We start from the raw sequence: 24,319 nt of genomic DNA, 5'->3' as shown, positions 1-24,319 counted from the left end.
CCGCCCCGGATACCGCGCAGCGGCCGCCACTGCGGCGGACACGCCGAGCGGACCGTTCGTCCCCGACCGCCACCGCGCGAACACGCTCTAGGCTGGGCGCCGTGAGGATTTGTCGAACCGTGCCGGACAGGGAGACTCGGTGATGGAACAGCGCACCGTCGGCCGCAGCGGACTGAGGGTTTCCCGGATCGGGCTGGCCACCCATACCTGGGGCAGCCACACCGACCCCGATACCGCCGCCGCGCAACTGATCGCGTTCGCCGAATCCGGCGGCACTCTCGTCGACACCTCCCCCGCCTATGCCGGCGGGGCCGCACAACGGATCCTCGCCGACCTCCTCGGCGATCTGGTGTCGCGCGACGAGTTCGTCCTGTGCGCCGGCGCGGGCCTGGTTCCGTATTACCCGTCGGTCCCCGCGGGCAGCGACCCGCCGCCGCCCGGGCAGGCCCGGATCACGGTCGACTGCTCGCGCCGCAGCCTGCTGCGGCAGCTGGACCGCACACTGCTGGAACTGGGCACCGACCACCTGGACCTCTGGCAGATCACCGCCTGGGACGCGAGCACCCCGCTCGACGAGATCGCCGCGACCCTGGAATACGCGATCACCTCCGGGCGCACCCGCTACGCCGGTGTCCGCGGCTTCACCGCCTGGCAGCTGGCCAGCCTGGCCGCGGTCAGCCCGGTCACCGCCGTACAGACCCCGTATTCGCTGCTCACCCGCGGCGCGGAGGACGATACGGCGCCGGCCGCCGCGCACCACGGCGCCGGCCTGGTGGCCACCGCGCCGCTGGCAGGCGGCATCCTCACCGGGAAATACCGGGACGGTGTCCCGGCGGACTCCCGCGCCGCCGACGAGGCGACCGCCGCCGAGATCCGCGGCCGCCTCGACGACGACCGCGCCACCGCCGTCGTCGACGCTCTGGTCACCGCGGCCGACGGACTGGCCACCTCCCCGCTGGCGGTCGCACTCGCGTGGGTGCGAGACCGGCCCGGGGTCGCGAGCATGCTCGTCGGTGCCCGCGATATGGGTCAGCTCACCGGGGTCCTGGCCGCCGAAACGCTGGAACTGCCGCGGGCGATCGCCGCCGCCCTCGACGATGTGAGCTCCACCCCGTAGTGCGGGGGCGGGCGAGCACCGGACACACCCGCACGGATTAGCCTTGCCTTCATGAGGTATCACCGGGTCCGCTCCGGACGGGCGCGCGCACTGCTGGCAGGACTCGCGGCGGGCCTGCTCGTACTCACCGCCGCCTGCGACAGCCCCGAACCCGCCGGCGCCGCCACCCAGCAGGGTCCGGCCACCGCGGTCCTCGACGACCTGGATCCGGTACCGATCACTCCGCCGCCCACGCCGGTCCTGCCGGCCACCGTCCGCTCCTTCGACGGCGCCGATGTCACGGTCACCGACGCGAGCCGGATCGTCGCCGCCGATCGGTACGGCACCCTCGCCCAGATCGTCTGGGCGCTGGGTCTGGGCGAGAACCTGGTCGGCCGCAGCACCGCGGCGGCGTTCCCCGCCGTCGCGCAGTTGCCGAACGTTACCGGCGGCAACGGCGCCCTGAACGTGGAATCGATCCTGGCGTTGCGACCCAGTGTGTTCCTCACCGACACCACCAGTGCCTCCCCGGCGGTCCGGGAACAGTTGCGCGCCACCGGGATCACCGTCGTCTACTTCGACCCGGAACGCACCATGGAGGGAGTGGTCCCGCAGATCGAGGCGGTCGCCACCGCCCTGGGGGTGTCGCAGCGCGGTCAGGAACTCGGCCGCCGCACCAGCGACGAGATCGCGGCCGCCTCCGCTGCCGTACCCGCCCCGGATCCGCGGCTGCGGATCGCGTTCCTGTACCTGCGTTCCAGCGCCATCACCATGCTCGCCGGACCCGGCTCCGGCGCCGACGCGCTCATCGCCGCGCTCGGCGCCGAGGACGCCGGGCAGCAGGCCGGGCTGACCGAACCGTTCACCGCCATCACCAGCGAAGCCATGATCGCGGCCGCCCCGGATGTGCTGCTGGTCATGACCGACGGGATGGCGTCGATCGGCGGAGTCGACGGGATCGTCCGGATCCCCGGGATCGCGCAGACGCCGGCGGGCCGCAACAAGCGGATCGTCGATATGTCCGACGCGGTGCTGTTGTCGTTCGGACCCAATACCGGCCGTGTCATCTCCGCGCTGTCCGACGCCGTATACGGCCGGACCCGGGCATGAGCGAGTCAGGCCCGGAGGCGGCAGCGCAGCGTAAGCACGGCGGGCCCTCGATCATGCCGTGGGATGCGGCATGATCGTCGACCTGGAGAAACCACCCGCACCCTCGGATACCGGTCACCCACGCCGCCGCGCGGTGCTCGCCTTCATCGTCGCTGTCGTGGCGCTGGTGGTACTGGCCCTGGCCTCCGCCGCCATCGGGCAGGTCCCCACCACGCCCGCCGAGGTCGCCGGCAGCGTCGCGCACCGGATCGGCCTGGACTGGGGTCCGCTGCCCGCACACCCGGCCGGGGAGGTCACGCTGTGGGAGGTCCGGTTCCCGCGCGTGGTCCTGGCGATCCTGGTGGGCGCTGCCCTGGCCACCGCCGGCGCGCTGCTCCAGGGTGTCTTCGCCAATCCGCTTGCCGAACCCGGCGTCATCGGAGTGTCCTCGGGCGCCGCGGTGGGCGCCGGAACGGTGATCGTGTTCGGCGGGGCCTTCGTGGCCGCCTGGTCGGTCGCGGCGGCCGCGTTCGCCGCCGGACTGATCACCACCGCCCTGGTGTACGTGCTGTCGCGGGCCAACGGCCGCACCGAAGTGGTGACCCTGGTGCTCACCGGTGTCGCCATCAACGCGTTCGCCGGCGGGCTCATCGCGTTCCTGCTGTTCGTCGCCTCGCCCGCGGCACGCGACCAGATCGTGTTCTGGCAGCTCGGCAGCCTCAACGGCGCCACCTGGGATGCGGTCACCGTCGTCGCGATCCTGACCGCGGCGGGCGTCGCCGCCGCGGTCCTCGTCGCGCCCCGGCTGGACCTGCTCGCGCTCGGTGAATCCGCGGCCCGCCATCTCGGCGTCGACGTGGAACGGCTGCGGCGTACGGTGATCGTGATCGTCGCCGTGCTGACCACCGCGGGGGTGGCCTTCACCGGCATCATCCTGTTCGTCGGCCTGATCGTGCCGCATGTGGTGCGGATGGTCGTCGGCCCCGGCCACCGGGCTCTGGTCCCGGTCAGCGCGGTCACCGGTGCGGTGGTGCTCCTGGGCGCCGATGTCGCTGCCCGTTCCCTGGTCGACAACGCCGACCTACCGCTGGGCATGCTCACCTCGCTCATCGGCGCCCCGTTCTTCTTCTGGCTGCTGCGCCGCACCCGGGCCCGGGCGGGAGGCTGGGCATGACCGCGGAAACCACCACTCTGCGCGCCGGGCTCACCGGGTTGCTGCGGCGCGGTCACGATCTGCCCGGCGCCCCGGAACCGGGCCGCGTCACGCTGCGCGCCCGGGGAGTCACCCTGGACCGGCACGGGGGCGGCGGCGGGACACGGCGGGTACTCGACGGCGTCGATTTCGAGGTCGCCGCCGGGGAGGTCGTGGCTCTGGTGGGACCCAACGGCGCCGGGAAGTCGACCCTGCTCGCGGTACTCGCGGGCGAACTGGACCCCGGCCGGGGCAGCGTCGAACTCGACGGCCAACCGCTCGACCGGTGGACACCGATCGATATGGCCCGTCGCCGCGCGGTGCTGCCGCAGTCGCATACGGTCGGGTTCCCGTTCAGCGCCGCTGAGGTGGTCGCCATGGGACGCGCGCCCTGGCAGCGCACCCCGCACGCCGGTCGCGACGACGAGGTGATCGCGGCCGCCATGGCGGCCACGGACAGCACCCACCTCGCCGGCCGGTCGTTCCCGAGTCTGTCCGGCGGGGAACGGGCGCGCGTCGCACTGGCCCGGGTGCTGGCCCAGGACACCGCGACCCTGCTGCTGGACGAGCCGACCGCCGCCCTGGACCTGGGGCATCAGGAAGCCGTGCTCGCCCTCGCCGCGGACCGCGCCGCGGCCGGTGCCGCGGTGGTGGTCGTCCTGCACGATCTGGCGTCCGCCGCCGCCTACGCCGACCGCGTCGCGGTACTGGACGATGGACGCGTCGCCGCCGCCGGGCCCCCGCGCGAAATCCTCACCGGCGAGTTGCTCAGCCGCGTCTACCGGTACCCGGTCGAGGTTCTCGACCACCCGGACACCGGTGCGCAACTGGTGCTGCCCGCCCGCACCGCACGCGGCTGAGGCATTATTGCGGCCGGGGGGCGCGTGACGCCGGACGCCAGACGAGTCTCAGCACGGCCGGGGTCAGCAGCATCCGGATAACCGTGGCGTCCAGCACCAAAGCCGCGATCATGCCGTAGGCGATGTACTTCATCATCACCAGCTCCGAGAAACCGAACGCGCCCGTCACCACGATGAGGATCGCCGCCGCCGAGGTGATCACCCCACCGGTGTGCGCGATACCGTACCGGATGGCCTCCGGCGGGTCGGCTCCCGCGGCCCGCGCCTCCACCACCCGCGACAGCAGGAACACCTCGTAGTCGGTCGACAGCCCGAACACCACGGTCACGATCAGCACCAGCACCGCGAACATCAATGGTCCCGGCGTGAAATCGAACAGGCTCGCCCCGTGCCCCTCCACGAAGATCCAGGTCAGGATGCCGAGCGTGGCACCCAGGCTCAGCGCCGACATCGCCACCGCCTTCACCGCCAGGATCAGCGACCGGAACGCCGCGTACATCAGCGCCAGCGCCGCCGCCACCAGAACGGCCGCCAGCAACGGCAACCCGTCGAGCAGGCCGTGGATACTGTCACGTTCCAGCGCCGGCACGCCCGCCACCATCACCCGCACACCGTCGGGTTCCTCGATACCGCGCAGTACCGCGATCGTGGTATCGGCGGTCCGCTCGTCGACCAGCCCCGCCTGCAGCACATTGATCCCGTCACGGGTGGGAGCGGCAGGTTCGAACGGACCCGTCAGCCCGGGAGTGGCATTGGCCTGCAGGCGGATATCGCTCAGCTGGGACGCGTCCGCACCGGTCACGACCAGGCGCAGCGGTTCGGTCCGGAAACCCGGAAACAGCGCGTCGAACTCCTCCTGCGCCATCCGCGCCGGATTGTCCTGCGCCAGATACTTCTCGCTCAGGCCCCCGAACTCGATATGCCGGAACGGCACCATCAGCAGCAGCAGGCCCAGCACCACCGGAACGATCACCGCCCACGGCCGCGCCATCGACCACCCCGCCAGCCGGGAGAAGATCCCGCGATCGATCTCGGCCTCGGTACTGGCCCGCGCGAACCGCCGCCACTGCCACAGATCGATCCGCGGGCCCGCGATCGCGAGCATCGCCGGTAGCGCGGTCACCGACAGCACCGCCGCCAGCAGCACCGAACTGATTCCGCCGTAGGGCACCGACCGCAGCACCCCGTTCGGGAAGATCAACAGCGCGCCCAGGCTCACCGCGATGATCGCCGCCGAGAACAGCACCGTGCGGCCCGCCGTGGCGACCGTCCGCGCGACCGCCTCCTCCACCCCGCGACCCGCGGCCAGTTCCTCCCGGAACCGGGTGACGGTGAACAGACCGTAGTCGATCGCCAGGCCCAGACTCACCAGCGTCACCACGGCGCTGGCGAAAACGTTCACATCGATATAGCCGGTGAGCAGCCGCATGATGCCCTGGGTGCCCAGGATCGTCATCCCGCCGATCAGCACCGGGAGCACGGCGGCCACCACGCCGCCGAACACGAAGTACAGCAGGATCGCCACCAGCGGCAGCGCGATCATCTCCGCCCGCCGGATATCGTCCTGCATCCCGGTGTTGATGCCCTCCACCACCGGCTGCAGGCCCGCCGCCTGCACCGTCGTACCGGCGGGTCCGGCACCGGGACCGGCGGGCGCCAGTTCGCCGACGATCGCCTGGTAGTTGTCGACGGTCGCCGAACCCTCACCTCGCAGGCCGATACTGGCGAACGCATGAGTGCGCGAATCATCGGCGAACTGCCCGGACAGCGCGCTGTCCCAGTAGCTGTCGATCCGCAGCACCCGGTCGGGATGGTCGCGCAGCAGCCCGGCCAGCTGGGCGGTCACCGCCGCCCGCACCTCCGGATCGTCCACGGTGCGCCCCGGCGGCGCGGTATACAGGGCGATCACATCGCTGTCGGTGTCCCGGCCGAAGGTCGCGTCGGCCAGTTTCGAGGCCGCCACCGATTCGCTCGACTCGTCGAACCACCCCTCCTGGGTCAACCGATCCGCGAGATCCCGCCCGTACAGACCCGATGCCGCCACCAGGGCCAGGAAGACCACGAGCACCGCGACCCGGTGCCGGTACACGAAACAACCCCACCGATGGGATTCCGACGTGTACATCCGCGCGCGCCCGCCGCCTAACCGCACGCCGCGGTTCGGTAATCGGCCGAACGCAGGATCCCGCACAGATCGGTCCGCGACAGCTTCCACGCGCCGTCGAGATAGATGAAATGCACCACGGTGGTACGGACGGCCGTGCCGGAGCCGTCCTTGTCCAGTCGCAAGGTCGCGGTCACCGTACCGTCGTGGTTGTCGAACACCGGATCGGTGACCCCGTACACGGCCCGCGGATTGTCCTGCAGCGCCTTGTACATATCGGGGATCGCCTGCGCGAACGCCTCCCCGTCCTCGATGAGCGCGGTCCGCTCCGAATCCGGCAGCGCCGGATCCAGCGCCTGTTTGATCTGCCCGTCCAGTTCGGCGGCCGTCGGGAGCGAGCGGGACGCGAGCTCCTGCGAGGTCGCCGCCGCGGACGAGGACAACGCGGCCTTCGCCGAGGATCGTGCCGCCGCCACCGCCTCTTCGTCGACTCCGGACCCACAGGCGGCCACCGAAGCCGCTGCCACGAGCAGAATGACGAGTGACATAAATCTGGCGCGCGCACCGCGCACCGGCCGGAAAACAGATGTGTACCGCATCACGCCACCAATACCATCATTCACTGCATACCTTCGATCACCGACCCGATCCGGGCCAGCAACGCCCGCACGGTCGGAACATTACGGCCTCGCGGCGGCGGCTCGGCGGCAGGGAGCAGATCGCGCACCAGTGCCACCACACTGCGGGTGTCGTCGAGATCGATATCCGTCACATGGGTTTCCGCGACGGCGACCACATCCTCGGGCCCGGGCACCTCCTCGGGATGGAGATCGGGCCGATAGACCTCCAGGCGCAGCGTCGCCCGCACCGTGCGGAACGCGAACGAGCGCCCGTCACCGGTACGACCGAATCCGTGCGCGAACGGGCCCGTGGTCACCTCGTCGGCGGAAAAACCCGGCACCTCGTGCATCGTCAACTCCTGACCTCCGCACCATCTGATCCGTACGTTAACCCGGCCCGCACCGGCGCCCGGCTGCCGACACCCCACATACCCCGCTGGCACCGCCGCCAACCCCGTCGTGATCAGATAATCGAATGCAGCATCGGTCGTTTCCGGACACAGAGCACCGGGTCCGGCGCCGGAGACCACGCGGTACCGTCGCCGCGTTACTGCTCACCGCAGTCGTCGCACTGACCGGGTGTTCGAGCGACGGCGAGCCCGGCCCCGGCGACGTACCCACCCGCGAACCGGCGACACCGGCGGTTTCACCACCGGTCACCACCGCCCCCGCGGGGCAGGTCTATCCGGCCCCGACCACGCTCACCGCCCTCGTCGGCGACCCGGGCAGCGGAAACCTCGCCGGCCTCGACCCCGCCGGAACCACCCTCACCGTGTTCACCCCGGCCACCGAACCGCCCACGACCCATGAGGTGCGGCTACCGGCCCCGGCCACGACGATCGCCGCCGGCACCGCCGGGGAGATCCTTGCGGCCGCCGACGGCGCGATCCTGCGCGTCGACGCCGCGACCCGCGTCGTCACCCGTATTCCCGTCGACGGCGCGCTGCGCAGTGTGCGCTCCCGCCCGGACGGCACCCTGATCGCGGGCACCGCCGACGGCCGGGTCCTGCTCCTCGACCGGGAGGGCCGCGTCCAGCGGACCGTGTCCGGCCTGGTGTCCGCCGACGCGATCGCCCTCACCGGTGACACCCTCGCCGTACTGGACCGCCGCCAGACCCTGATCACCGAGATAACAGCCGGTGCGGAGCGGCTCGGGCTCGCGCTTCGAGCCGGGGCCGGGGCCGCGAACCTCGTCGAAGCGTCCTACGACCGGGTCGTGGTCACCGATCCCGACAGCGGCCAGCTCCTGGTGTTCACCACCGATCCACTCGTGCTGCGTCAGCGCTACCCGGTAGGATCGTCGCCTTACGCACTCGCCTACGACCGGCGTTCTGACACCGTATGGGCGACGTGCACGCAAAGCAACGAGATCGTCGGCTACGACCTGTCGACGGGAACACCGCGCGAGGTGGGCCGATATCCGACGATCCGGCAGCCGAACGCGGTGACCGCCGACGACACGACCGGCGATCTCTACATCGGCTCCGCGACCGAACCGGGTCTGCAGCGCATCCCCGCGGACCAGCGCAAGAGAGGGCAGTGATGGCATCCACTCGACGTGCAGCGACCTCGCGCACCACGCTCCCGGCCACCTGGGAGACAAGCGGTGACGACTACGAGTACATACCGCTGCGCCTGCCGCCCGATGTCACCCGGGTCACCGCCTCGATGCGACTGGCCATCCAGGCCGAGTACGGCGGCTGGGAACTCTCCCGCGTCCGCGCCTACACCGACGGCAGCCGCCGCGTCCTCTTGCGCCGCCGCAAAACCGCGCTGACCAGCCCCGCGGGGCATTCTGTGGAGCTATGAGCGTGCTGTATCGATTACTGCTGCGGGTCATGTTCCTGGTCCCGCCGGAGCGCATCCACCGCCTCGTGTTCGGGGTGATCCGCGCAGCCACCGCACTCGCCCCCACCCGAGCCCTGTTGCACCGGTTGTTCGGCGTGGACGATCCCATCCTGCGGACCACCGCTTTCGGGGTGGAGTTCGCCGCCCCGCTCGGAATGGCGGCCGGATTCGACAAGGACGCGACCGGAGTCGACGCCTGGGGCGCACTCGGCTTCGGATTCGCCGAGATCGGGACCGTCACCGCCGCCGCCCAGCCCGGTAATCCGCAACCCCGCCTGTTCCGGCTCCCCGACGACCGGGCCCTGATAAACCGGATGGGCTTCAACAACCACGGTGCCGCGGCCGCGGCCGCCCGGCTGCACGGGCGGAAGACGACCGTGCCGATCGGCGCGAACATCGGCAAGACGAAGGTGGTCGACGCCGCCCACGCCGCCGAGGACTACGCCACCAGCGCTCGTCTGCTGGGCCCGCTCGCCGATTTCGTGGTCGTCAATGTCAGTTCGCCCAATACTCCGGGGCTGCGGGATCTACAGGCCGTGGAATCACTGCGCCCGGTCCTCACCGCCGTGCTCGACAGCGTGCGGGTCCCGGTACTGGTGAAGATCGCCCCCGACCTGTCGGACGAGGATATCGACGCGGCCGCCGATCTGGCGGTGGAACTCGGCGTGGCCGGTATCGTCGCCACCAACACCACCATCGGCCGCACCGGACTCGCCAGCGACCCCGACAAGGTCGCCGCGATCGGGGCCGGTGGACTGTCCGGCCCACCGGTCGCCGACCGCTCACTGGAAGTGCTGCGGCGGCTGTACGCCCGGGTCGGCGACCGGCTGGTGCTGGTCTCGGTGGGCGGGATCGAAACCCCCGAGCAGGCGTGGGAACGAATTCTCGCCGGAGCTTCGCTCCTGCAGGGTTACACCGGCTTCATCTACGGCGGCCCGCGGTGGACCCGGAGCATCCACCGCGGTATCGCGGCGCGGCTGCGGGCCGGCGGTTACCGCAGTCTGGCCGACGCTGTGGGCGCCGGCCACGCCGCGCACCGCTGAGCGGACCGGCTACTCACGCGGCGGAACCGCTACGGAGGGCGCCGGGGCCGCCCCGATGCGGAACCGCGCCGGGCGGCAGCCGATCGTGCATGAACTGCGACTCCAGCAGCCGGGCCTCCACCCGGTTCGCCAGCAGCACGACCACCTGCTCCCACACCAGGCCGAGCAGCTCCACCGATCCGGCGGCACGGGCCAAAGCCGTCTGGTCGTACACCAGCGCGGGATCGGACAGGGTCTCGTCCACGGCCATACCGGCATAGGCCTGCTCGAACGACAGATCACGGCCGGGCAGCCAGCTCAGCCGCCACCACGAGCCGTGCCGAGTCTGCACGCGTTCGGCGAATTCGGGGGAGATACCGCTGGTCATCAGCCAGTCGGTGATATGGATGGTCACAGCTGCCTCCTCAGGGGGCTCGGCACCGAGACCGGGCCGGAGAAACGGCCGGGCACGGCATCGCTGCCGTCGGGAATGGCGGATCGAAGGACGGCTCAGCGCGGCTGCGCAGAGGAAGGCTCGGGGTCCGCGCTCACTCGCTCCGCACCTCGTCGTGCCTCGTGACGACGTCCTGCGACCAGGGATTTCCGCACTGCGATCACCAGGCCCTCCCGTCCTCTGGATCGAGGGAAAACTCTCTGTCAAGTCTGTCATTTGACAGTCATCCGGTCAATTCGGATGTCAAACGCCCTCTGCATTATGGTTATTGCCATTAGTGACAGTGCTGAAACCCAAGCGGCGACGGAGCAGCTGAAAGGCGTGCCACATGGTTCCTCACGACGACACGGCAATCGTCGCGATCCGCAATATCCTGACCCGGCTCTGCAAACGTTCCGGCCTCAGCCTGGAGCGGCTGCGAACAACCGAGATCGATATAAGTCCCCTCCTCGATCTCCCCGTGGTCAAGCGATACGCGGACGACCACGGCAGCACCCGGCTCCAGGCCGTCCTTCCGGTAGTACGTGAACACGCGCGCCGATTGCCGCCCACCCACCGTGTGATCACCGACGCCGAATTGTCCCTCGGCCTACTCGAGAGAACAGACGAGCCCGACCTCGATCGCGCAGCGCTCTACTCCCAGGATCTCGGCGCACGCCGCGAATACCTCTCGGCGCACTGGCGGCGGCTACACGAACTAGCGGCCGCCGACCCCATACCGCCGGCTCCCACTGTGCGCTCTCTCCGCGCGACCCCCGAACGCCGTGCTTTCACCGCTCTCGCCGCGCTACTGGTCACCGGCGCGGTTCACACCGACGATCGCTACGGCCGTATCCCTGCGCGAGCGGGTACCGGGACCCTCACGGTCATCGGGGACGCAGTGATCGACCACGTCTACCAGGTGGATACCATCCCCGACGCTCGGGGATTCGCCCGTGGGCGTTTCACCGCGAACCCGGGCGGCAAGGGGCTCAATTGTGTCGTTGCTGCGGCGCGCCTGGGGATCGATGTCAGGTTCATTGCTTCTGTCGGCGATGACGAGGGCGGCCGACGCATCCTCGATTACCTACGATCCGAGAACATCGACACGTCGCTGGTGAAGGTCGTCCCGAAGGCTGCCACACCGATCACTGCCCTGCTCGTGAGTCGCACCGGCATCACCGGCACCATCGCATGCGCCGATGATCGGATCCGGCTGACCGACACCGAACTCACTGCTCCGCTCGTCCGGTCCGCTCTCACCGATTCCGACGCTGTTCTCATCACTCTCGAGCCCCCACTTCCGATAATCGAACAGGCTCTGGGCACTGTGCAAGCCCTGGCCGATCGCCCACCGGTACTCGTCACCTCCGCAAAAGTCGACTCTCCACAGGTCCTCTACCGCTATTTGCCCCATGTGGACTATTTGATCGGTTCGCTCCGAGAACTCGATTACCTCGTTCCCGAGGTTCCTGCTCGCTCCGGTCCCCATATCGCGGAGCAGCTACGAATGCTCGGCGCCCGGGCGGTATGCGTGGTCGAAGATTTCGGATGCACCGTACGCTCCGACCGCTTCGCACTCGACATACCTCGCATGCAGGCCGCGGCACTCACGGACATCCCCGGCTCACGGTCCGCCTTCGTCGGCGCCCTCATCTATCGCCTGCTGTCGGTAGCCGGCGACCGTGGGAGGTCGGACACGGAACGCCGTTTCGCGGATGAGCACGACTTTGCCTGGGCAACCGCCGCCATGGTCGCGACACAGGCCTTCGCCGGGGACATACCCGGCACGATGCCGACTGTCGACGAGGTGGATCGAATCATTCGTCTGACTGCCGAGAGCCACTGATACTGGCGCACGCCGGTGAGCGCTCGGGCCACGAGAGGTTCGCCACCGGCCTCGGGGGTGAACATCACTGCGCATCGTGCAAGGCGGTGACTGCCCGCGGTGATTGCTACAGTCGCGCACGCTGGCGAATTCGCATCCCGGACACCGAACGCTCGGTAACATAGTGATCCACATCACTGCCGCGGTGACCGTCTCGGCGGTACCGGTGGTACCCGGTCCGCGGCATCCAGCACCGGGATCGGACCATGACCACAGATATCGTCTACCGGCACCGCACGGGCGCCCTCGTCGACACCGTGCCTGCGGCCTTCCAGCAGACCATCGCCCTGCGACCCGACGCGGTCGCGCTGCGCACCGTCGGCGGCACGCAGCAGATCACCTGGCGCGAGTACGGCGACCGGGTCCGGGTGATCGCCGCCGGACTGTCCGCACTGGGCCTCGACCGCGGCGACACCCTCGGCGTGATGCTCACCAACCGGCCGGAATTCAACCTCGTCGACACCGCCGCCCTGCACGTCGGCGCCACCCCGTTCTCCGTCTACAACACCTCCTCCCCGGAGCAGGTCGCGCATGCCTTCACCAACGCCGAGAACAAGATCGTCGTGACCGAACAGCAGTTCCTCGGCACCGTCCGCGCCGCGGGGGTCGCGCTCGACCACATCGTCCTCGTCGACGGGCCCGCGGAAGGCACCACCACCCTGGCGGACCTCGAAGCCGCGCCCGACCCGGATTTCGACTTCGACGCCGCATGGCGGGCCGTCGAACCCGGCGACCTGGTCACCATCATCTACACCTCCGGCACCACCGGCCCGTCCAAGGGAGTCGAGCTCACCCACCGCAATGTGCTCGCTCAGATCATCGCGCTGAACAGCGGCCCCATGGATGTCGGGCTCGACGACCGTGCCCTGTCCTATCTGCCCGCCGCGCACGTCGCCGACCGCATCTCCGGGCACGCCATCAACCTCGTCACCGGTATCCAGATCACCACCGTCCCCGACCCCCGGGAGATCGCCGCCGCGCTACCGGACGCCCGGCCCACGGTGTTCTTCGGCGTGCCGCGGGTCTGGCAGAAGATCAAAGGCGGCGTCGAAGCGAAGCTGGCCGCCGAAACCGGCGCCAAAAAAGCCATCGCGAAGTGGGCCGTGGCCACCGGAATCGCCGCCGCCCGAGCCGATCTCGCCGGCACCGGCCGCGGCCCGCTGCTGGATCTGCAGCACCGCGTCGCCGAGAAACTGCTCCTCGGCAAGGTGCGCGCCGCCCTCGGCCTCGCGGACCTGCGCGTGGCGTCCTCGGGCGCCGCACCCATTCCACCGGAAACCCTCGAATTCTTCCTGGGCCTCGGATTCTGCGTCTCCGAGGTCTGGGGTATGTCGGAGACCAGCGGTGTCGCCACCTATACCGAACTGGACAAACCCCGTCCCGGCTCGGTGGGCCACCCGGTCGACGGCGTCGAGCTGCGTCTCGCCGACGACGGTGAGGTCCTCGTGCGCGGCGAGATCGTCACCCACGGCTACCGCGGAATGCCCGAGAAAACCGCGGAGGCACTCGACACGCAGGGGTGGCTGCACACCGGCGATATCGGCACCCTCGATCCCGACGGCTATCTCCGGATCATCGACCGCAAGAAGGAGATGATCATCAACGCGAGCGGTAAGAACATCGCGCCGAGTAATATCGAGAACGCCGTGAAAGCGGCCTCCTCGCTGGTGGGCCAGGTCGTCGCACTCGGCGAAGCCCAGCCCTATATCACCGCGCTCATCGTGCTCGATCCGGATATGGCCGCCGTACGGGCCAAGGAGATCGACGCCGCGGCGGCCGATATCGCGCAGTTGTCGCAGCGACCCGAGATCATCGAGGACGTGCGGGCGGCGGTCGCGGCGGGGAACGCGAAACTGTCCCGGGTGGAACAGATCAAACGGTTCACCATCGTCGATACGGTCTGGGAACCCGGCGGTGACGAACTCACCCCGAAGATGTCGCTCAAACGAGCGCCGATCGCCACGAAGTACGCGGCCCGGATCGAAGCGCTCCGCGCCGACTCACCACCCGAAACCGTGATCGAGGTACATCCCCGGTGACGGCAGTGGCCCCGGCGGTATCCGCCGGGGCCACCAGAACGCGCGTCCTACTTCTGCTCGTAGGTGCCGACCAGAACCGCCCGCGCCAGGGTGTGCGAGAACAGGTTGAATCCGAGGAACGCCGGGGAAGCCTCCGGCGGCACGCCCAGCGAGTCCACATCCACCGCGTGCACCACGATGAAGTAGCGGTGCGGACCGTGCCCGGCCGGCGGGGCTGCCCCGACATAGCCCGCGAACCCGCCGTCGTTACGGAGCGTCACCGCGCCGGACGGCAGTTCGCCGCCCTCGCTGCCGGCCCCCGCAGGCAGCTCCGTCACCGACACGGGGATATCCGCCACCGCCCAATGCCAGAAGCCGGAGGCCGTCGGCGCGTCGGGGTCGTAGACCGTCACCGCGAAACTCTTGGTCTCCGCCGGGAATCCCGACCAGCTCAGCTGCGGCGACACATCCGCGCCGCCGGCACCGAAGACACCGCTGACCTGAGCGTTGCCCAACGGCGCACCGTCGGACACATCGGTGGAGGTCAGGGTGAACGACGGGACCGAAGGCAGGGCGTCGTAGGGGTTGTCGGCCATGTTCTCCTCTTTCGAATCGGATCAGCTGTGCAACAGGAAGTGTTCCAGCACCTCGGTGCCGAACTCGAGCGCGTCGACCGGAACACGTTCGTCCACACCGTGGAACAGGGCCGCGAAGTCCAGCTCCGGCGGCAACCGGAGTGGCGCGAACCCGAAACACCGGATACCCAGATGCGCGAAGGCTTTCGCGTCCGTGCCTCCGGAGAGCATGTACGGGACGGTCCGGCCCTGCGGGTCGTGGGCCAGGATCGCGTCGTTCATCGCATCCACGAGATGACCGTCGAAAGTCGTTTCGTAGGAGTCGAGTTTGGTGATCCACTCCCGCTCCACATCCGGACCGATGAGTTCGTCCACTTCCCGTTCGAACGCGGCCTGCCGCCCCGGGACCACCCGGCAGTCCACCACCGCCTCCGCGGTCTGCGGAATGACGTTCGCCTTGTACCCCGCGTTCAGCATGGTCGGGTTGGCGGTATCGCGCAGGGTCGCGCCGATGATCCGGGAAATGGACCCCAGTTTGGCCAGCGTGCCCTCGATATCGGGGCTGCCCGGATCGAACTCCAGCCCGGACTCCTGTGCTACGGCGGCCAGGAACTCGGCGACCGAATCGGAGAGCACGAGCGGAAACGTATGGGTGCCCAGGCGCGCCACCGCGGCCGCCAGGATGGTGACGGCGTTGTCCTCGTGCAGGAACGAACCGTGGCCCGCGCGCGCCTTCGCGCGCAACCGCATCCAGCCCAGCCCCTTCTCCGCCGTCTCCACCAGATAGAGGCGCCGCTCGCCACCGTCCGGGAGCGGGACGGTCAGGGAGAACCCGCCGACCTCGCCCACGGCCTCGGTAACGCCTTCGAAGAGGTCGGGACGGTGCTCCACCAGCCAATGCGATCCCCACTTCCCACCGGCCTCCTCGTCGGCCAGGAAGGCGAAGACCAGGTCTCGGGGCGGCACCGTCCCCTCGATCTTGAACTGGCGGGCCACCGCCAGCATCATCCCCACCATGTCCTTCATATCGATCGCGCCGCGACCCCAGACATAACCGTCCTGGACGGCGCCCGAGAACGGGTGCACACTCCAGTCCGCCGCCTGTGCCGGCACCACGTCGAGATGCCCGTGCAACAGCAGCGCGCCGCGACCCGGATCGGCGCCCGGCAGCCGCGCGAAGACATTGCCGCGGCCCGGGGCGCCTGATTCCACGTATTCGGTGGTGTATCCGGCATCTTCCAGTTGCCGCGCCACCCATTCGGCACACTCTCGTTCGCCCTTGGTGGTCGCAAGATCGCCGGTATTGGAGGTGTCGAACCGGATCAGCGTGCTGACCAGCTCCACCACCTCTGCCACGGCACGAGCACGAGCAGAACCCGAATTTTCACCTGTAGCGGCCACGCCCCCTTCCTACCATCTCTGATGTCCCTGCTTCCTTTCGGTGCGACCGCCTTCTCTCGGCACATGTTCAGATGCGCATATCTACGTATGGGCATCTTCGGGTTAATCTCGGATTCCTGGTTCGATACGACAGGACGTGCCGTGCGGAATGGAGGGGCCTCGAGGCGTGGTCCGGCCGGTCGATACGCCGCTCCCCGCCCGGCACCGGAAACCGGAACGACTTCCCCGCTGCGCCCGGACCTACTCGGCGGGCAGTTCGGAGAGCACTTTACGTAGGTAGTCCCGGCTCTCCCCCGGGGTGAGCGCAATAACGCTCAACTTGTTCATCACCGTCATGTACACCTCGACGTCCTGCTTCTTCTCCAGGTAGTGCGAGGTCGTGAGTTGCTCCATGTAGACCATGTCCGGCAGCTCGGGTTCCGGAAACCGGAGGATACTGAACGAACCACCGGCCGCCGGATGGCCGCCCACCGAATAGGGCAGCACCTGGATCTTCACATTGGGCCGATCGGAGGCCGCGATGAGATGTTCGATCTGATCCCGCAACTCGGGATAGCCGTCGATCGGGCGGCGCAGCGCATTCTCGTCCACGACCGCCCATAGTGTCGGCGCCGCGGCGCGGCTCAGGATGTCCTGGCGGCGCATCCGGATACCGACCCGGCGTTCGGTCTCGTCGTCGTTACCGAGCGTGATCACCGACCGGGCGTAGGACTCCGTCTGCAGCAGGCCCGGCACGAACTGTGCCTCGTAGGTGCGAATCGTCGTCGCGGCCTGCTCCAGGCCGATATAGTTCTCGAACCAGTTCGGCAGCACATCGTTGAACGGCTGCCACCATCCCGGATCGTTCGCCTTCTTCATCAGATCCACGTAGACGGTCAGCTTCTCCGGATCGTCGACCCCGTAGAGCTTCAACAGGTCGAGCAGGTCACGCTCCCGGAACCGGGTCCGGCCCAGCTCGAGCCGACTGATCTTGGCATGGGAACCGCGGATGTGATCGCCGGCGTCCTCGCGGCTGATCCCGCACGCCTCCCGTAAACGGCGCAATCTGCTGCCGAGCGAGATACGCAACACTGTCGGCCCACGATCGGCTTCCGCCGTATCCGGGGTATCGGAATCGTCACGCTCGTGTGTCATGGTCGCCTCTGGCCAGTTCGTGCTGTGCTGCATCGTACGGCGCCCGCCACCGCCGAACCGCACCGGTCGGCAGGCAATCCTACTATCCGGTAAGCGCATATTCCGGTAACGCGCCCGCTCCGAGCGGGACCGGCACCTGCGCGACTATCGGCTGCCGCGAACGTGCGGATCGAATCCTACAGTGCCGCATACCCGTAGCATCTTCCTGTTTGCACGCGGTATCAGGTTTTCTTGCGTAAACTCCCCCACGACACGACGTCCGGCTTCACCTGTACCGCGACGACCCGGGAGACGACACCGATGAGGGCATCGGCTGCAGGAGCGAGTACCAGTGGAGTTGTTTCCAGCATAGCGCGTGTCCGGGCGGCCCGGGGACACGAACCGGCCGCACCGCCCGGCGGCGGCAACCCCCTCGCGAACCGGCGCGCTCGGACCGCATCCGCCCGTAAAGCCGTGGCCACCAACGCTTCCCTCCACCACCGGCGGACGTTCTCATCCGGACGGATCGGGCCCCGCCCGATAGGGTGGTCCGCAGTCAACCGGAACCGGCCGTTCCCGCCGAGGCAGCCCGCTTCCACCGCACGTTCCGACGAACAGGATCCGGCCGCGAGCATCTTCCACCGACCGCCGTACGCAGTACCGCACCGCGGGTCGCCCTTCGGGCCCGCCCGTGCGGTCGGTGTCCGGCCCCCTTTCCCGTCACCGCATCATCCGGCGTGCCCAGAACGAGCAGCCCGTACCAGTTGGAGACCCCGAATGACCGACACAGTCACCACCACCGAGATCCGCACGAAACTTACCGAAGTCCTCGGTCACTCCAGTATCGACCTGGCCACATCCAAGGACGGCGTCAACTGGGCCACGAGCGCTTTCTTCGCCAACCTCGACGACGACCTCTTCCGCCTCACCCTCATCCTGGAGAACAGCGGCCGGACCCTGGATCAACTCAAGGCCAACCCCAATGTGGGCGTGAAGGTGGTGCCGGGCGGGATAGCGGATCCCTTCGCCCAGGGCCTGGGCACGGTGACCCTGCGCGAGGGGGCCGACCAGGACGAGACCTTCCGGGCATTGCTGCGCAAGGAACCGCAGATCGAACCGTTCTTCGCCACGCCGGTCACCGCGCTGGTGATCGATATCGACTGGTGGCGAGTCACGCATCTGGGCGGCGGCTGGCTGCCGGGCAAGGTCCTCGAGCGCAGTACGGACGCCTGAGGGGACGCCGCCGGGTCGACGGCATAACATCGCCCTGTTCGATTCGCAACGTAGAGAGAGGTATTCATGGCCGAACCGGCTCATCGGACAGGGGGTCGCGTCCCGGTCGGGGTGGACACCACCCGGCCCAGTATCGCCCGTGTCTACGACTACAGCCTCGGCGGCAAGGACAACTACGCCGTCGACCGCGCCGCCTTCGAGCAGATCCAGCGGATCGCACCACGGCAGGGCGATGTCTCCCGGATGAACCGGCGCTGGTTGCACCGCGTGGTGCGCTATCTGGCCGGACCGGCCGCCATCGATCAATTCCTCGATATCGGCGCCGGTTTGCCGACGGTGGGCAACACCCATCAGATCGCGCAGCAGGAGAACCCCGAGGCCACGGTCGTCTATGTCGACAACGATCCGGTGTGCAACGCACACGGCCGGGTGCTGCTGGAACAGAACGAGAACACCCATTTCGTCTCCGGCGATTTCCTCGAGGAGGACACGCTGCTGGAGAACAAGAACGTGCTGCAGTACCTGGATATGGACCGGCCGATCGCGGTGATCCTCTGTGGGCTGCTGCACCACGTCGACGACGAACTCGAACCGGCGCGGGTGATGAGCGAATACATCTCCCGGTTGCCCGCGGGCTCGTATGTCGCGATCACCAACTTCTGGGACCCGGCCGACGAGAACCCGGAATTGCACGATCTGGCCGAGCGCTTGGAGCGGGCGTTCACGGAAATGGGTCTGGGTTCGGGGTGGTACCGCACCCGTGCCCAGCAGCTCGAGTACTTCGACGGACTGGAGATCATCGCGCCCGGCTTCGTGGAACTCGAGGACTGGTGGCCGGCCGGACCGGCGACCCGGCCGCGGCTTCCGGAGGAAAAGGTGATCATCGGCGGCGTCGGATACAAACGCCCCGTGGAAAAAGTCCGATTGCACAGTGTGAACGGAAACGGCTGAATCGCCCTGCTGTCCGGTGGTGCCCGGCGCCGGGTTTCCACCCGGCGACGGCCACGATCGGACAACGCCGAACCCGCCTAGGGCACAGTTGTTTTCCCAAACAGGACAGCTCGGCCCGATATCGTGCCGAACGCGCATATCCGGGTTAGGCTCGGCCCACTCCGACGACGCGAACCAGTTTCTCGCGCAGTTCGATCGGCGCCGATTGCTCGCACCGGCACCGCGTTCTACGCTTTGGTGACCCGACTCACATTTCCAGCCAGTTTTTTCTTTCGTCCAGAGAGAAGGTCGAGATGGCCGAACCGGCGCACCGGACCGGCGTTCGCAAACCGGTCGGCGTGGACACCACCCGGGCCAGCATCGCTCGTGTCTACGACTACAGCCTCGGTGGCAAGGACAACTACGACGTCGACCGCGCCGCCTACGCCGCGATCCTCGAGGTCGCGCCCCGGCAGGGTGATGTATCGATCATGAACCGGCGCTGGTTGCACCGGGTCACCCGGCATCTGGCGGGCAGCGCCGGTATCGACCAATTCCTCGATATCGGCGCCGGACTGCCCACTGTCGCCAATACCCACGAGATCGCGCAGCAGGAGAACCCCGAGGCCACGGTCGTCTATGTCGACAACGATCCGGTGTGCAACGCACACGGCCGGGTGCTGCTGGAACAGAACGAGAACACCCATTTCGTGCCCGCCGATCTCCTCGAGGGCAAAACCCTGCTGCGCAATACCGACGTGACGCGCTACCTGGATATGGAGCGGCCGATCGGGCTCATCCTGTGCGGGCTGCTCCACCATGTCGACGATGAGCTCGACCCGGTCGGCATCATGCACAGATATGTGGACCTGCTGCCGCCGGGGTCCTACCTCGCGATCAGCCATTTCTACGATCCGGGTCCGGCCTATCCGCAGCAGCACGCGCTCGCCAGAGAGCTCGAACGCCGTTTCACCGAAAAGGGTCTGGGCTCGGGCTGGTATCGCACCACCGAGCAGATCCTCGAATACTTCTGCGGTCTCGAACTCATCGAACCGGGCCTCGTCCAACTCGACGACTGGTGGCCCGCCGGCCCGCCGCTGCGGCCGCGGTATCCCGAAGAGCAGGTCATGATCGGTGGTGTCGCCTACAAGCCGGCCGGCGACAGCACCGATCACCGGAATCGACCCGGGTAACTGTTACCCGTTGACGTGGCGGAACGCAGCCAGGATTCCGGCGGGTATCCGGCCGCGCGTCGACACCTCGTGTCCGTTGCGCAGCGCCCATTCCCGGATCACCTTCGCCGAGGCCGATCGCACCGGCCGTTCGCGTTTCGTCCGCGCGGCCCGACCGGCCTTGCGGGCGAACGGGGTCCATTTACCGAAGACTGCGCGCAATTCCCCCGCGTTGGCTTCGGTCAGGTCGATCTCGTACGTCACGCCCTCGAACGCGAACACCACAGTTTCGGCCGCGGGTGATTCGCCGTCGAGGTCATCGATCAAACTGATGACGACCTTGCGCGCCATGGGCTTGCTCCTCCGATCACCGATTACCTTGCCAGATATGACATCAGCTACCCCGCGGCGGTGCGAATGACCGGGCTTGCCCGCAACGCCGGCACAGCGACCTCGTCCGGGGGATGTGAGCATACCGCTCCGGTTGTGGCCGCCGACGCCGGGGCGCGATCGATCCACCCGGGTTACCGTGCCGGGGCCGAACGAGAGGACGAACCATGGGCGCGAATAAGGCCGATCTGCCCGAGACCGTCGAATTCGGGTTATCGCACCTGTCGATGACGGCGCTCGCCTGGGGCGATCCCGGGGCCCGGCTCGCCCTGTGCCTGCACGGCTTTCCCGACAGCGCCTGGACCTGGCGCCATCTCGGCCCCGCTTTCGCTGCCCGCGGATTCCGGGTGGTTGCGCCGTTCACCCGGGGTTACGCACCGACCGTGGTGCCGGAGGACGGCGACTATCATCTGGGGGCGCTCGCCTACGACGCGCTCGCACTGTATCGCGCACTCGGCGCCCCCGCGGACGCGGTGCTCATCGGTCACGATTGGGGCGCTCTGACTACGAATACCATTGCAGCGCAACCGGATTGCCCGTTCCCACAGGTCGCGTCGCTGGCGGTCCCGCCGGTTCCGGCCATGCGCCCACGCCGGGACGCCGGGGTGAGCGCGTATCTGCGGCAGCTACGGTTCAGCTGGTACATCCTGTTCAACCAGTTACCGGGGATTTCCGAGCGCTCGCTCGACCGGCTGATACCCCGGCTGTGGCACGACTGGTCGCCGGGATATGAGGCCGAGACGGACATCGCCCATACCCTGGCCGCGCTGCCGACCGCCGCGCATCGGACCGCGGCGCTGTCCTACTACCGCGCCTTTGTCCGGATCGCCGGGAAGCCGTCCGCTCGCTACGCCGGCCTCCACCGACACTGGGACGACGCGCCGCGCGTGCCCATGCTGTATCTGCACGGCGGCGCCGACACCACCCTGCACCCGGCGTTCACGGCCGGGGTAACCGAGGTCCTGGCACCGGCGGGTGGAAGGACTGTGACCGTGCCCGGCGCCGGACATTTCCTGCATCTGGAAGAGCCCGCACGAGTGGCGGAGTTATTGCTCGACTTCTTCGCGGACGACGCGGCGTGCGGAGTCTGACCCGGCCACCCGGGCCTGAAGCGTACTTTTTCGCTCCGGACCACTGGAGCGCCCTACTCGGGCGCGATGCAGCCACTCGCCCCGCTATGTTTCCGGTCACATACGAGATATTCCCGCTTCCGCAACTATTACGGACACCCATATGATCGCGCGGTGGCAAATGAGTCGGAGACGAGCACTCTCATCGAGCACTTCGTGCTCGCCGTCTGCGACCCCGGACGGTGGCAGGGCGTCGACCGGCTCGCCGAACTCGATCTGACCCTCTCGCAGGCCCGGGTGCTGTTCACTGTTGTCCGTCGCCACGAGCCACAACCGATTCACACCATCGCGGGCGAACTCGGCCTGTCGATGACCGCGGCCGGCCGCAATGTCGACCGGCTGGTACGCCTCGGTCTGCTCACCAGGCAGGAGAGCCCCACCGACCGTCGAGTCAAGCTCGTCGGTCCCACCGAACACGGGCAACGGCTCGCCTGGGATCAGATCGCCGTCCACCGCGCGACGATCGATACGGTCGTCCACCGCTTGCCCGAGGCTTTACGAGAGGACCTCGGACGGGTCCTCACCGCTGTGCTCGAGTCCGGGGCCATACACAACGTCGTGGCGTGCCCCCCCGCATCGTCAGGAGACAATTCGTGAACGCAAGCCCAGCCCCCGCGACCGACGCGGGGGCTTCGGACAGAATCGACGCATCGGTCCTGAAACTGGCCGGTGTCGTGGTTCTCGGCGCCATCATGTCGATCCTGGACATCACGGTGGTGAACGTCGCCATGCCGACGTTCCAAACCGAATTCGACGTCGCCAACTACTCCACGGTGGCCTGGACGGTCACCGCCTACACGCTCGCGCTCGCCACCGTCATCCCGCTCACGGGCTGGGCCGCCGACCGTTTCGGCACCAAGCGGCTGTACATGACCGCCCTGGTGCTGTTCACCGTCGGTTCGGTGCTGTGCGCACTGTCCTGGAACATCGGCGCGCTCATCGGGTTCCGGGTGATCCAGGGCCTGGGCGGCGGCATGCTCATGCCGCTCGGTATGACCATCATGACCAAGGCCGCGGGGCCGGAGCGGATGGGCCGGTTGATGGCCATCCTGGGTGTGCCCATGCTGCTCGGCCCGATCCTGGGCCCGATCCTGGGTGGCTGGCTCATCGAGGACGCGTCCTGGCACTGGATCTTCCTGATCAACCTGCCGCTCGGGGTGATCGCACTCGGCTACGCCTGGTTCATCCTGCCCAAGGACCAGCCGCGTGCCGGTGAAGCCTTCGATTTCGTGGGCATGCTGATGCTGTCGCCGGGTCTCGCGCTGTTCCTGTACGGCATCTCCTCCATCCCGGAGGAAGGCACCGTCGCCACGCCGAAGGTGTGGGCGACCATGCTGGTCGGCGGGGCGCTGGTGGTCGCGTTCGTGTTCTACTCGTTCAAGCCCAAGAATCCGCTGCTGGATCTGCGGCTGTTCCAGAATCGCGATCTGACCGTCGCCACCGTGACGATGTTCCTGTTCGCCGCGTCGTTCTTCGGCGGACTGCTGCTGATCCCCACCTACTTCCAGCAGGTGCGGGGCGAGAGCGCGCTGCTGGCCGGACTGCTGGTGGCGCCGCAGGGTCTCGGATCGCTGCTCACCATGCCGATCGCCGGCATGCTGGTGGACAAGATGCCCGTCGGCCGGGTGGTTCCGGTCGGTCTGGCGATTCTCACCGCGACCATGTTCGGGCTCACCCAGATCGAGGCCGACAGCTCCTACTTCTATGTGCTGGGCGTGCTGTTCGTCATGGGTCTCGGTATGGGTCTCACCATGATGCCGCTGATGACGGCCGCCCTGCGCACGCTGAACGAGGCACAGGTCGCGCGCGGTTCCACTCTGTTGAACATTATCCAGCAGATCGCCAGCTCGGTGGGTGTCGCGGTGATCTCGGTGGTGCTGACCAACCGGATGCAGAACTCCGAGGCTGTGTCGGCGGGGCAGGCGATGATGGAAGCCCAGCGGACCGGCGAACAGCCCGATCCGTCGGTGCTGCAGTACATCGCGAGCCTGGGCGACAAGTTCGAAACCGTCCTGCTCGGGGAGATGTCGGATGCCTACGCCGGCAGCTTCTGGGTGGCGTTCGCGCTGTGCCTGGTCACCCTCGGCTTCTCCATCCTGCTTCCGCGTAAGGCGAACGCGGTGGCGAAGTCCGATTCCGATACGCCGGCCCCGGTGCTCATGCACTGATCTCCCGGCGCTTCGGACCCGCACCGCCCGCCCGAAC

General features: G+C 68.3%; 24 protein-coding genes. 15 read left to right on the top strand and 9 right to left on the bottom strand.

Annotation, left to right across the window (positions count from 1 at the left end; all coding sequences use genetic code 11):
* Positions 1 to 142: 142 nt before the first annotated feature.
* The 4 genes from AB0H42_RS18980 to AB0H42_RS18965 all read left to right on the top strand — a co-directional run bounded on the left by AB0H42_RS18980 (position 143) and on the right by AB0H42_RS18965 (position 4,237).
* Entirely contained in the window at positions 143 to 1,117 is a 975-nt protein-coding gene (locus AB0H42_RS18980; RefSeq protein WP_357057394.1) for an aldo/keto reductase, read from the top strand.
* A gap of 51 nt (positions 1,118 to 1,168) precedes the next feature.
* On the top strand, positions 1,169 to 2,206 hold the full coding sequence (locus AB0H42_RS18975; RefSeq protein ID WP_357057392.1) for an ABC transporter substrate-binding protein: 1,038 nt from the start codon (positions 1,169 to 1,171) through the stop codon (positions 2,204 to 2,206).
* 70 nt (positions 2,207 to 2,276) lie between these two features.
* Positions 2,277 to 3,359, top strand: coding sequence for an iron ABC transporter permease (locus AB0H42_RS18970; RefSeq protein WP_357057390.1), 1,083 nt, complete (start codon positions 2,277 to 2,279; stop codon positions 3,357 to 3,359).
* Positions 3,356 to 4,237: a heme ABC transporter ATP-binding protein gene (locus AB0H42_RS18965; RefSeq protein ID WP_357057388.1), complete on the top strand. Its 882-nt coding sequence runs from the start codon at positions 3,356 to 3,358 to the stop codon at positions 4,235 to 4,237. The genes AB0H42_RS18970 and AB0H42_RS18965 overlap by 4 nt, the downstream gene beginning before the upstream one ends.
* Positions 4,238 to 4,241: 4 nt before the next feature.
* Here AB0H42_RS18965 and AB0H42_RS18960 read toward each other — a convergent pair whose 3' ends face one another.
* The 3 genes from AB0H42_RS18960 to AB0H42_RS18950 are packed head-to-tail and all read right to left on the bottom strand — an operon-like array spanning position 4,242 to position 7,311.
* Positions 4,242 to 6,362 (bottom strand): MMPL family transporter, encoded by a 2,121-nt coding sequence (locus AB0H42_RS18960; protein WP_357057386.1) that lies wholly within the window; start codon positions 6,360 to 6,362, stop codon positions 4,242 to 4,244.
* Positions 6,363 to 6,379: 17 nt separating this feature from the next.
* Positions 6,380 to 6,964: a hypothetical protein gene (locus AB0H42_RS18955; protein ID WP_357057384.1), complete on the bottom strand. Its 585-nt coding sequence runs from the start codon at positions 6,962 to 6,964 to the stop codon at positions 6,380 to 6,382.
* Positions 6,961 to 7,311 (bottom strand): hypothetical protein, encoded by a 351-nt coding sequence (locus AB0H42_RS18950; protein WP_357057383.1) that lies wholly within the window; start codon positions 7,309 to 7,311, stop codon positions 6,961 to 6,963. Before AB0H42_RS18950 ends, AB0H42_RS18955 begins: the two co-directional genes overlap by 4 nt.
* A 125-nt stretch (positions 7,312 to 7,436) precedes the next feature.
* On the opposite strand from AB0H42_RS18950, the gene AB0H42_RS18945 reads away from it, so the two are divergent.
* Genes AB0H42_RS18945 through AB0H42_RS18935 form a run of 3 tightly spaced genes read left to right on the top strand, consistent with a single transcriptional unit; the run spans position 7,437 to position 9,852 of the window.
* Positions 7,437 to 8,504, top strand: coding sequence for a hypothetical protein (locus AB0H42_RS18945; protein WP_357057381.1), 1,068 nt, complete (start codon positions 7,437 to 7,439; stop codon positions 8,502 to 8,504).
* A complete protein-coding gene (locus tag AB0H42_RS18940) occupies positions 8,504 to 8,770 on the top strand; it encodes a DUF5703 family protein (RefSeq protein ID WP_030520000.1) in 267 nt (88 codons plus the stop codon). The genes AB0H42_RS18945 and AB0H42_RS18940 overlap by 1 nt, the downstream gene beginning before the upstream one ends.
* A 5-nt stretch (positions 8,771 to 8,775) precedes the next feature.
* Positions 8,776 to 9,852, top strand: coding sequence for a quinone-dependent dihydroorotate dehydrogenase (locus AB0H42_RS18935; RefSeq protein ID WP_357057566.1), 1,077 nt, complete (start codon positions 8,776 to 8,778; stop codon positions 9,850 to 9,852).
* Positions 9,853 to 9,865: 13 nt separating this feature from the next.
* Here the strand turns inward: AB0H42_RS18935 and AB0H42_RS18930 are convergent, their stop codons facing one another.
* Positions 9,866 to 10,246, bottom strand: coding sequence for a hypothetical protein (locus AB0H42_RS18930; protein WP_357057379.1), 381 nt, complete (start codon positions 10,244 to 10,246; stop codon positions 9,866 to 9,868).
* A gap of 367 nt (positions 10,247 to 10,613) precedes the next feature.
* Here AB0H42_RS18930 and AB0H42_RS18925 point away from each other — a divergent pair, with 367 nt between their 5' ends.
* Both AB0H42_RS18925 and AB0H42_RS18920 read left to right on the top strand, forming a co-directional pair.
* Positions 10,614 to 12,113 (top strand): carbohydrate kinase family protein, encoded by a 1,500-nt coding sequence (locus AB0H42_RS18925; protein WP_357057377.1) that lies wholly within the window; start codon positions 10,614 to 10,616, stop codon positions 12,111 to 12,113.
* 245 nt (positions 12,114 to 12,358) lie between these two features.
* Positions 12,359 to 14,191 carry a long-chain fatty acid--CoA ligase gene (locus AB0H42_RS18920; protein WP_357057375.1) on the top strand — a complete coding sequence of 611 codons (1,833 nt, stop codon included), beginning with the start codon at positions 12,359 to 12,361 and terminating at the stop codon, positions 14,189 to 14,191.
* Positions 14,192 to 14,238: 47 nt separating this feature from the next.
* On the opposite strand, the gene AB0H42_RS18915 is transcribed toward AB0H42_RS18920, so the two are convergent.
* The 4 genes from AB0H42_RS18915 to AB0H42_RS18900 all read right to left on the bottom strand — a co-directional run bounded on the left by AB0H42_RS18915 (position 14,239) and on the right by AB0H42_RS18900 (position 17,630).
* Positions 14,239 to 14,766: a YbhB/YbcL family Raf kinase inhibitor-like protein gene (locus tag AB0H42_RS18915; RefSeq protein WP_357057373.1), complete on the bottom strand. Its 528-nt coding sequence runs from the start codon at positions 14,764 to 14,766 to the stop codon at positions 14,239 to 14,241.
* A gap of 21 nt (positions 14,767 to 14,787) precedes the next feature.
* The gene (locus AB0H42_RS18910; RefSeq protein WP_357057371.1) at positions 14,788 to 16,146 is read right to left on the bottom strand and encodes a M20/M25/M40 family metallo-hydrolase; all 1,359 of its coding nucleotides are present in this window, start codon (positions 16,144 to 16,146) and stop codon (positions 14,788 to 14,790) included.
* A gap of 240 nt (positions 16,147 to 16,386) precedes the next feature.
* Complete coding sequence (locus tag AB0H42_RS18905) at positions 16,387 to 17,280, bottom strand: helix-turn-helix transcriptional regulator (protein WP_357057369.1); 894 nt, start codon at positions 17,278 to 17,280, stop codon at positions 16,387 to 16,389.
* A gap of 221 nt (positions 17,281 to 17,501) precedes the next feature.
* A complete protein-coding gene (locus tag AB0H42_RS18900; RefSeq protein WP_357057367.1) occupies positions 17,502 to 17,630 on the bottom strand; it encodes a hypothetical protein in 129 nt (42 codons plus the stop codon).
* Positions 17,631 to 18,036: 406 nt separating this feature from the next.
* On the opposite strand from AB0H42_RS18900, the gene AB0H42_RS18895 reads away from it, so the two are divergent.
* The 3 genes from AB0H42_RS18895 (at position 18,037) to AB0H42_RS18885 (ending at position 20,615) form a co-directional block, all read left to right on the top strand.
* Entirely contained in the window at positions 18,037 to 18,492 is a 456-nt protein-coding gene (locus AB0H42_RS18895; protein WP_357057365.1) for a hypothetical protein, read from the top strand.
* A gap of 66 nt (positions 18,493 to 18,558) precedes the next feature.
* Positions 18,559 to 19,443 carry an SAM-dependent methyltransferase gene (locus AB0H42_RS18890; protein WP_357057363.1) on the top strand — a complete coding sequence of 295 codons (885 nt, stop codon included), beginning with the start codon at positions 18,559 to 18,561 and terminating at the stop codon, positions 19,441 to 19,443.
* 293 nt (positions 19,444 to 19,736) lie between these two features.
* Complete coding sequence (locus AB0H42_RS18885; RefSeq protein WP_357057361.1) at positions 19,737 to 20,615, top strand: SAM-dependent methyltransferase; 879 nt, start codon at positions 19,737 to 19,739, stop codon at positions 20,613 to 20,615.
* 3 nt (positions 20,616 to 20,618) lie between these two features.
* Here the strand turns inward: AB0H42_RS18885 and AB0H42_RS18880 are convergent, their stop codons facing one another.
* Positions 20,619 to 20,945: an Lsr2 family protein gene (locus AB0H42_RS18880; RefSeq protein WP_357057359.1), complete on the bottom strand. Its 327-nt coding sequence runs from the start codon at positions 20,943 to 20,945 to the stop codon at positions 20,619 to 20,621.
* Positions 20,946 to 21,151: 206 nt separating this feature from the next.
* Between AB0H42_RS18880 and AB0H42_RS18875 the strand changes: the two genes are divergently transcribed.
* From AB0H42_RS18875 to AB0H42_RS18865, 3 genes are all read left to right on the top strand, one after another.
* Entirely contained in the window at positions 21,152 to 22,075 is a 924-nt protein-coding gene (locus AB0H42_RS18875) for an alpha/beta fold hydrolase (protein ID WP_357057357.1), read from the top strand.
* Between the two features lie 153 nt (positions 22,076 to 22,228).
* Positions 22,229 to 22,711, top strand: coding sequence for a MarR family winged helix-turn-helix transcriptional regulator (locus AB0H42_RS18870; RefSeq protein ID WP_063057769.1), 483 nt, complete (start codon positions 22,229 to 22,231; stop codon positions 22,709 to 22,711).
* Positions 22,708 to 24,282: a DHA2 family efflux MFS transporter permease subunit gene (locus AB0H42_RS18865; protein ID WP_357057355.1), complete on the top strand. Its 1,575-nt coding sequence runs from the start codon at positions 22,708 to 22,710 to the stop codon at positions 24,280 to 24,282. Before AB0H42_RS18870 ends, AB0H42_RS18865 begins: the two co-directional genes overlap by 4 nt.
* Positions 24,283 to 24,319: the final 37 nt, after the last annotated feature.

Source organism: Nocardia sp. NPDC050799 (genome assembly GCF_040654015.1).
Taxonomy (GTDB): Bacteria; Actinomycetota; Actinomycetes; order Mycobacteriales; family Mycobacteriaceae; genus Nocardia.
The sequence above is the reverse complement of the archived record's forward strand: the minus strand, read 5'-3'. Positions and strand labels throughout refer to the sequence as shown.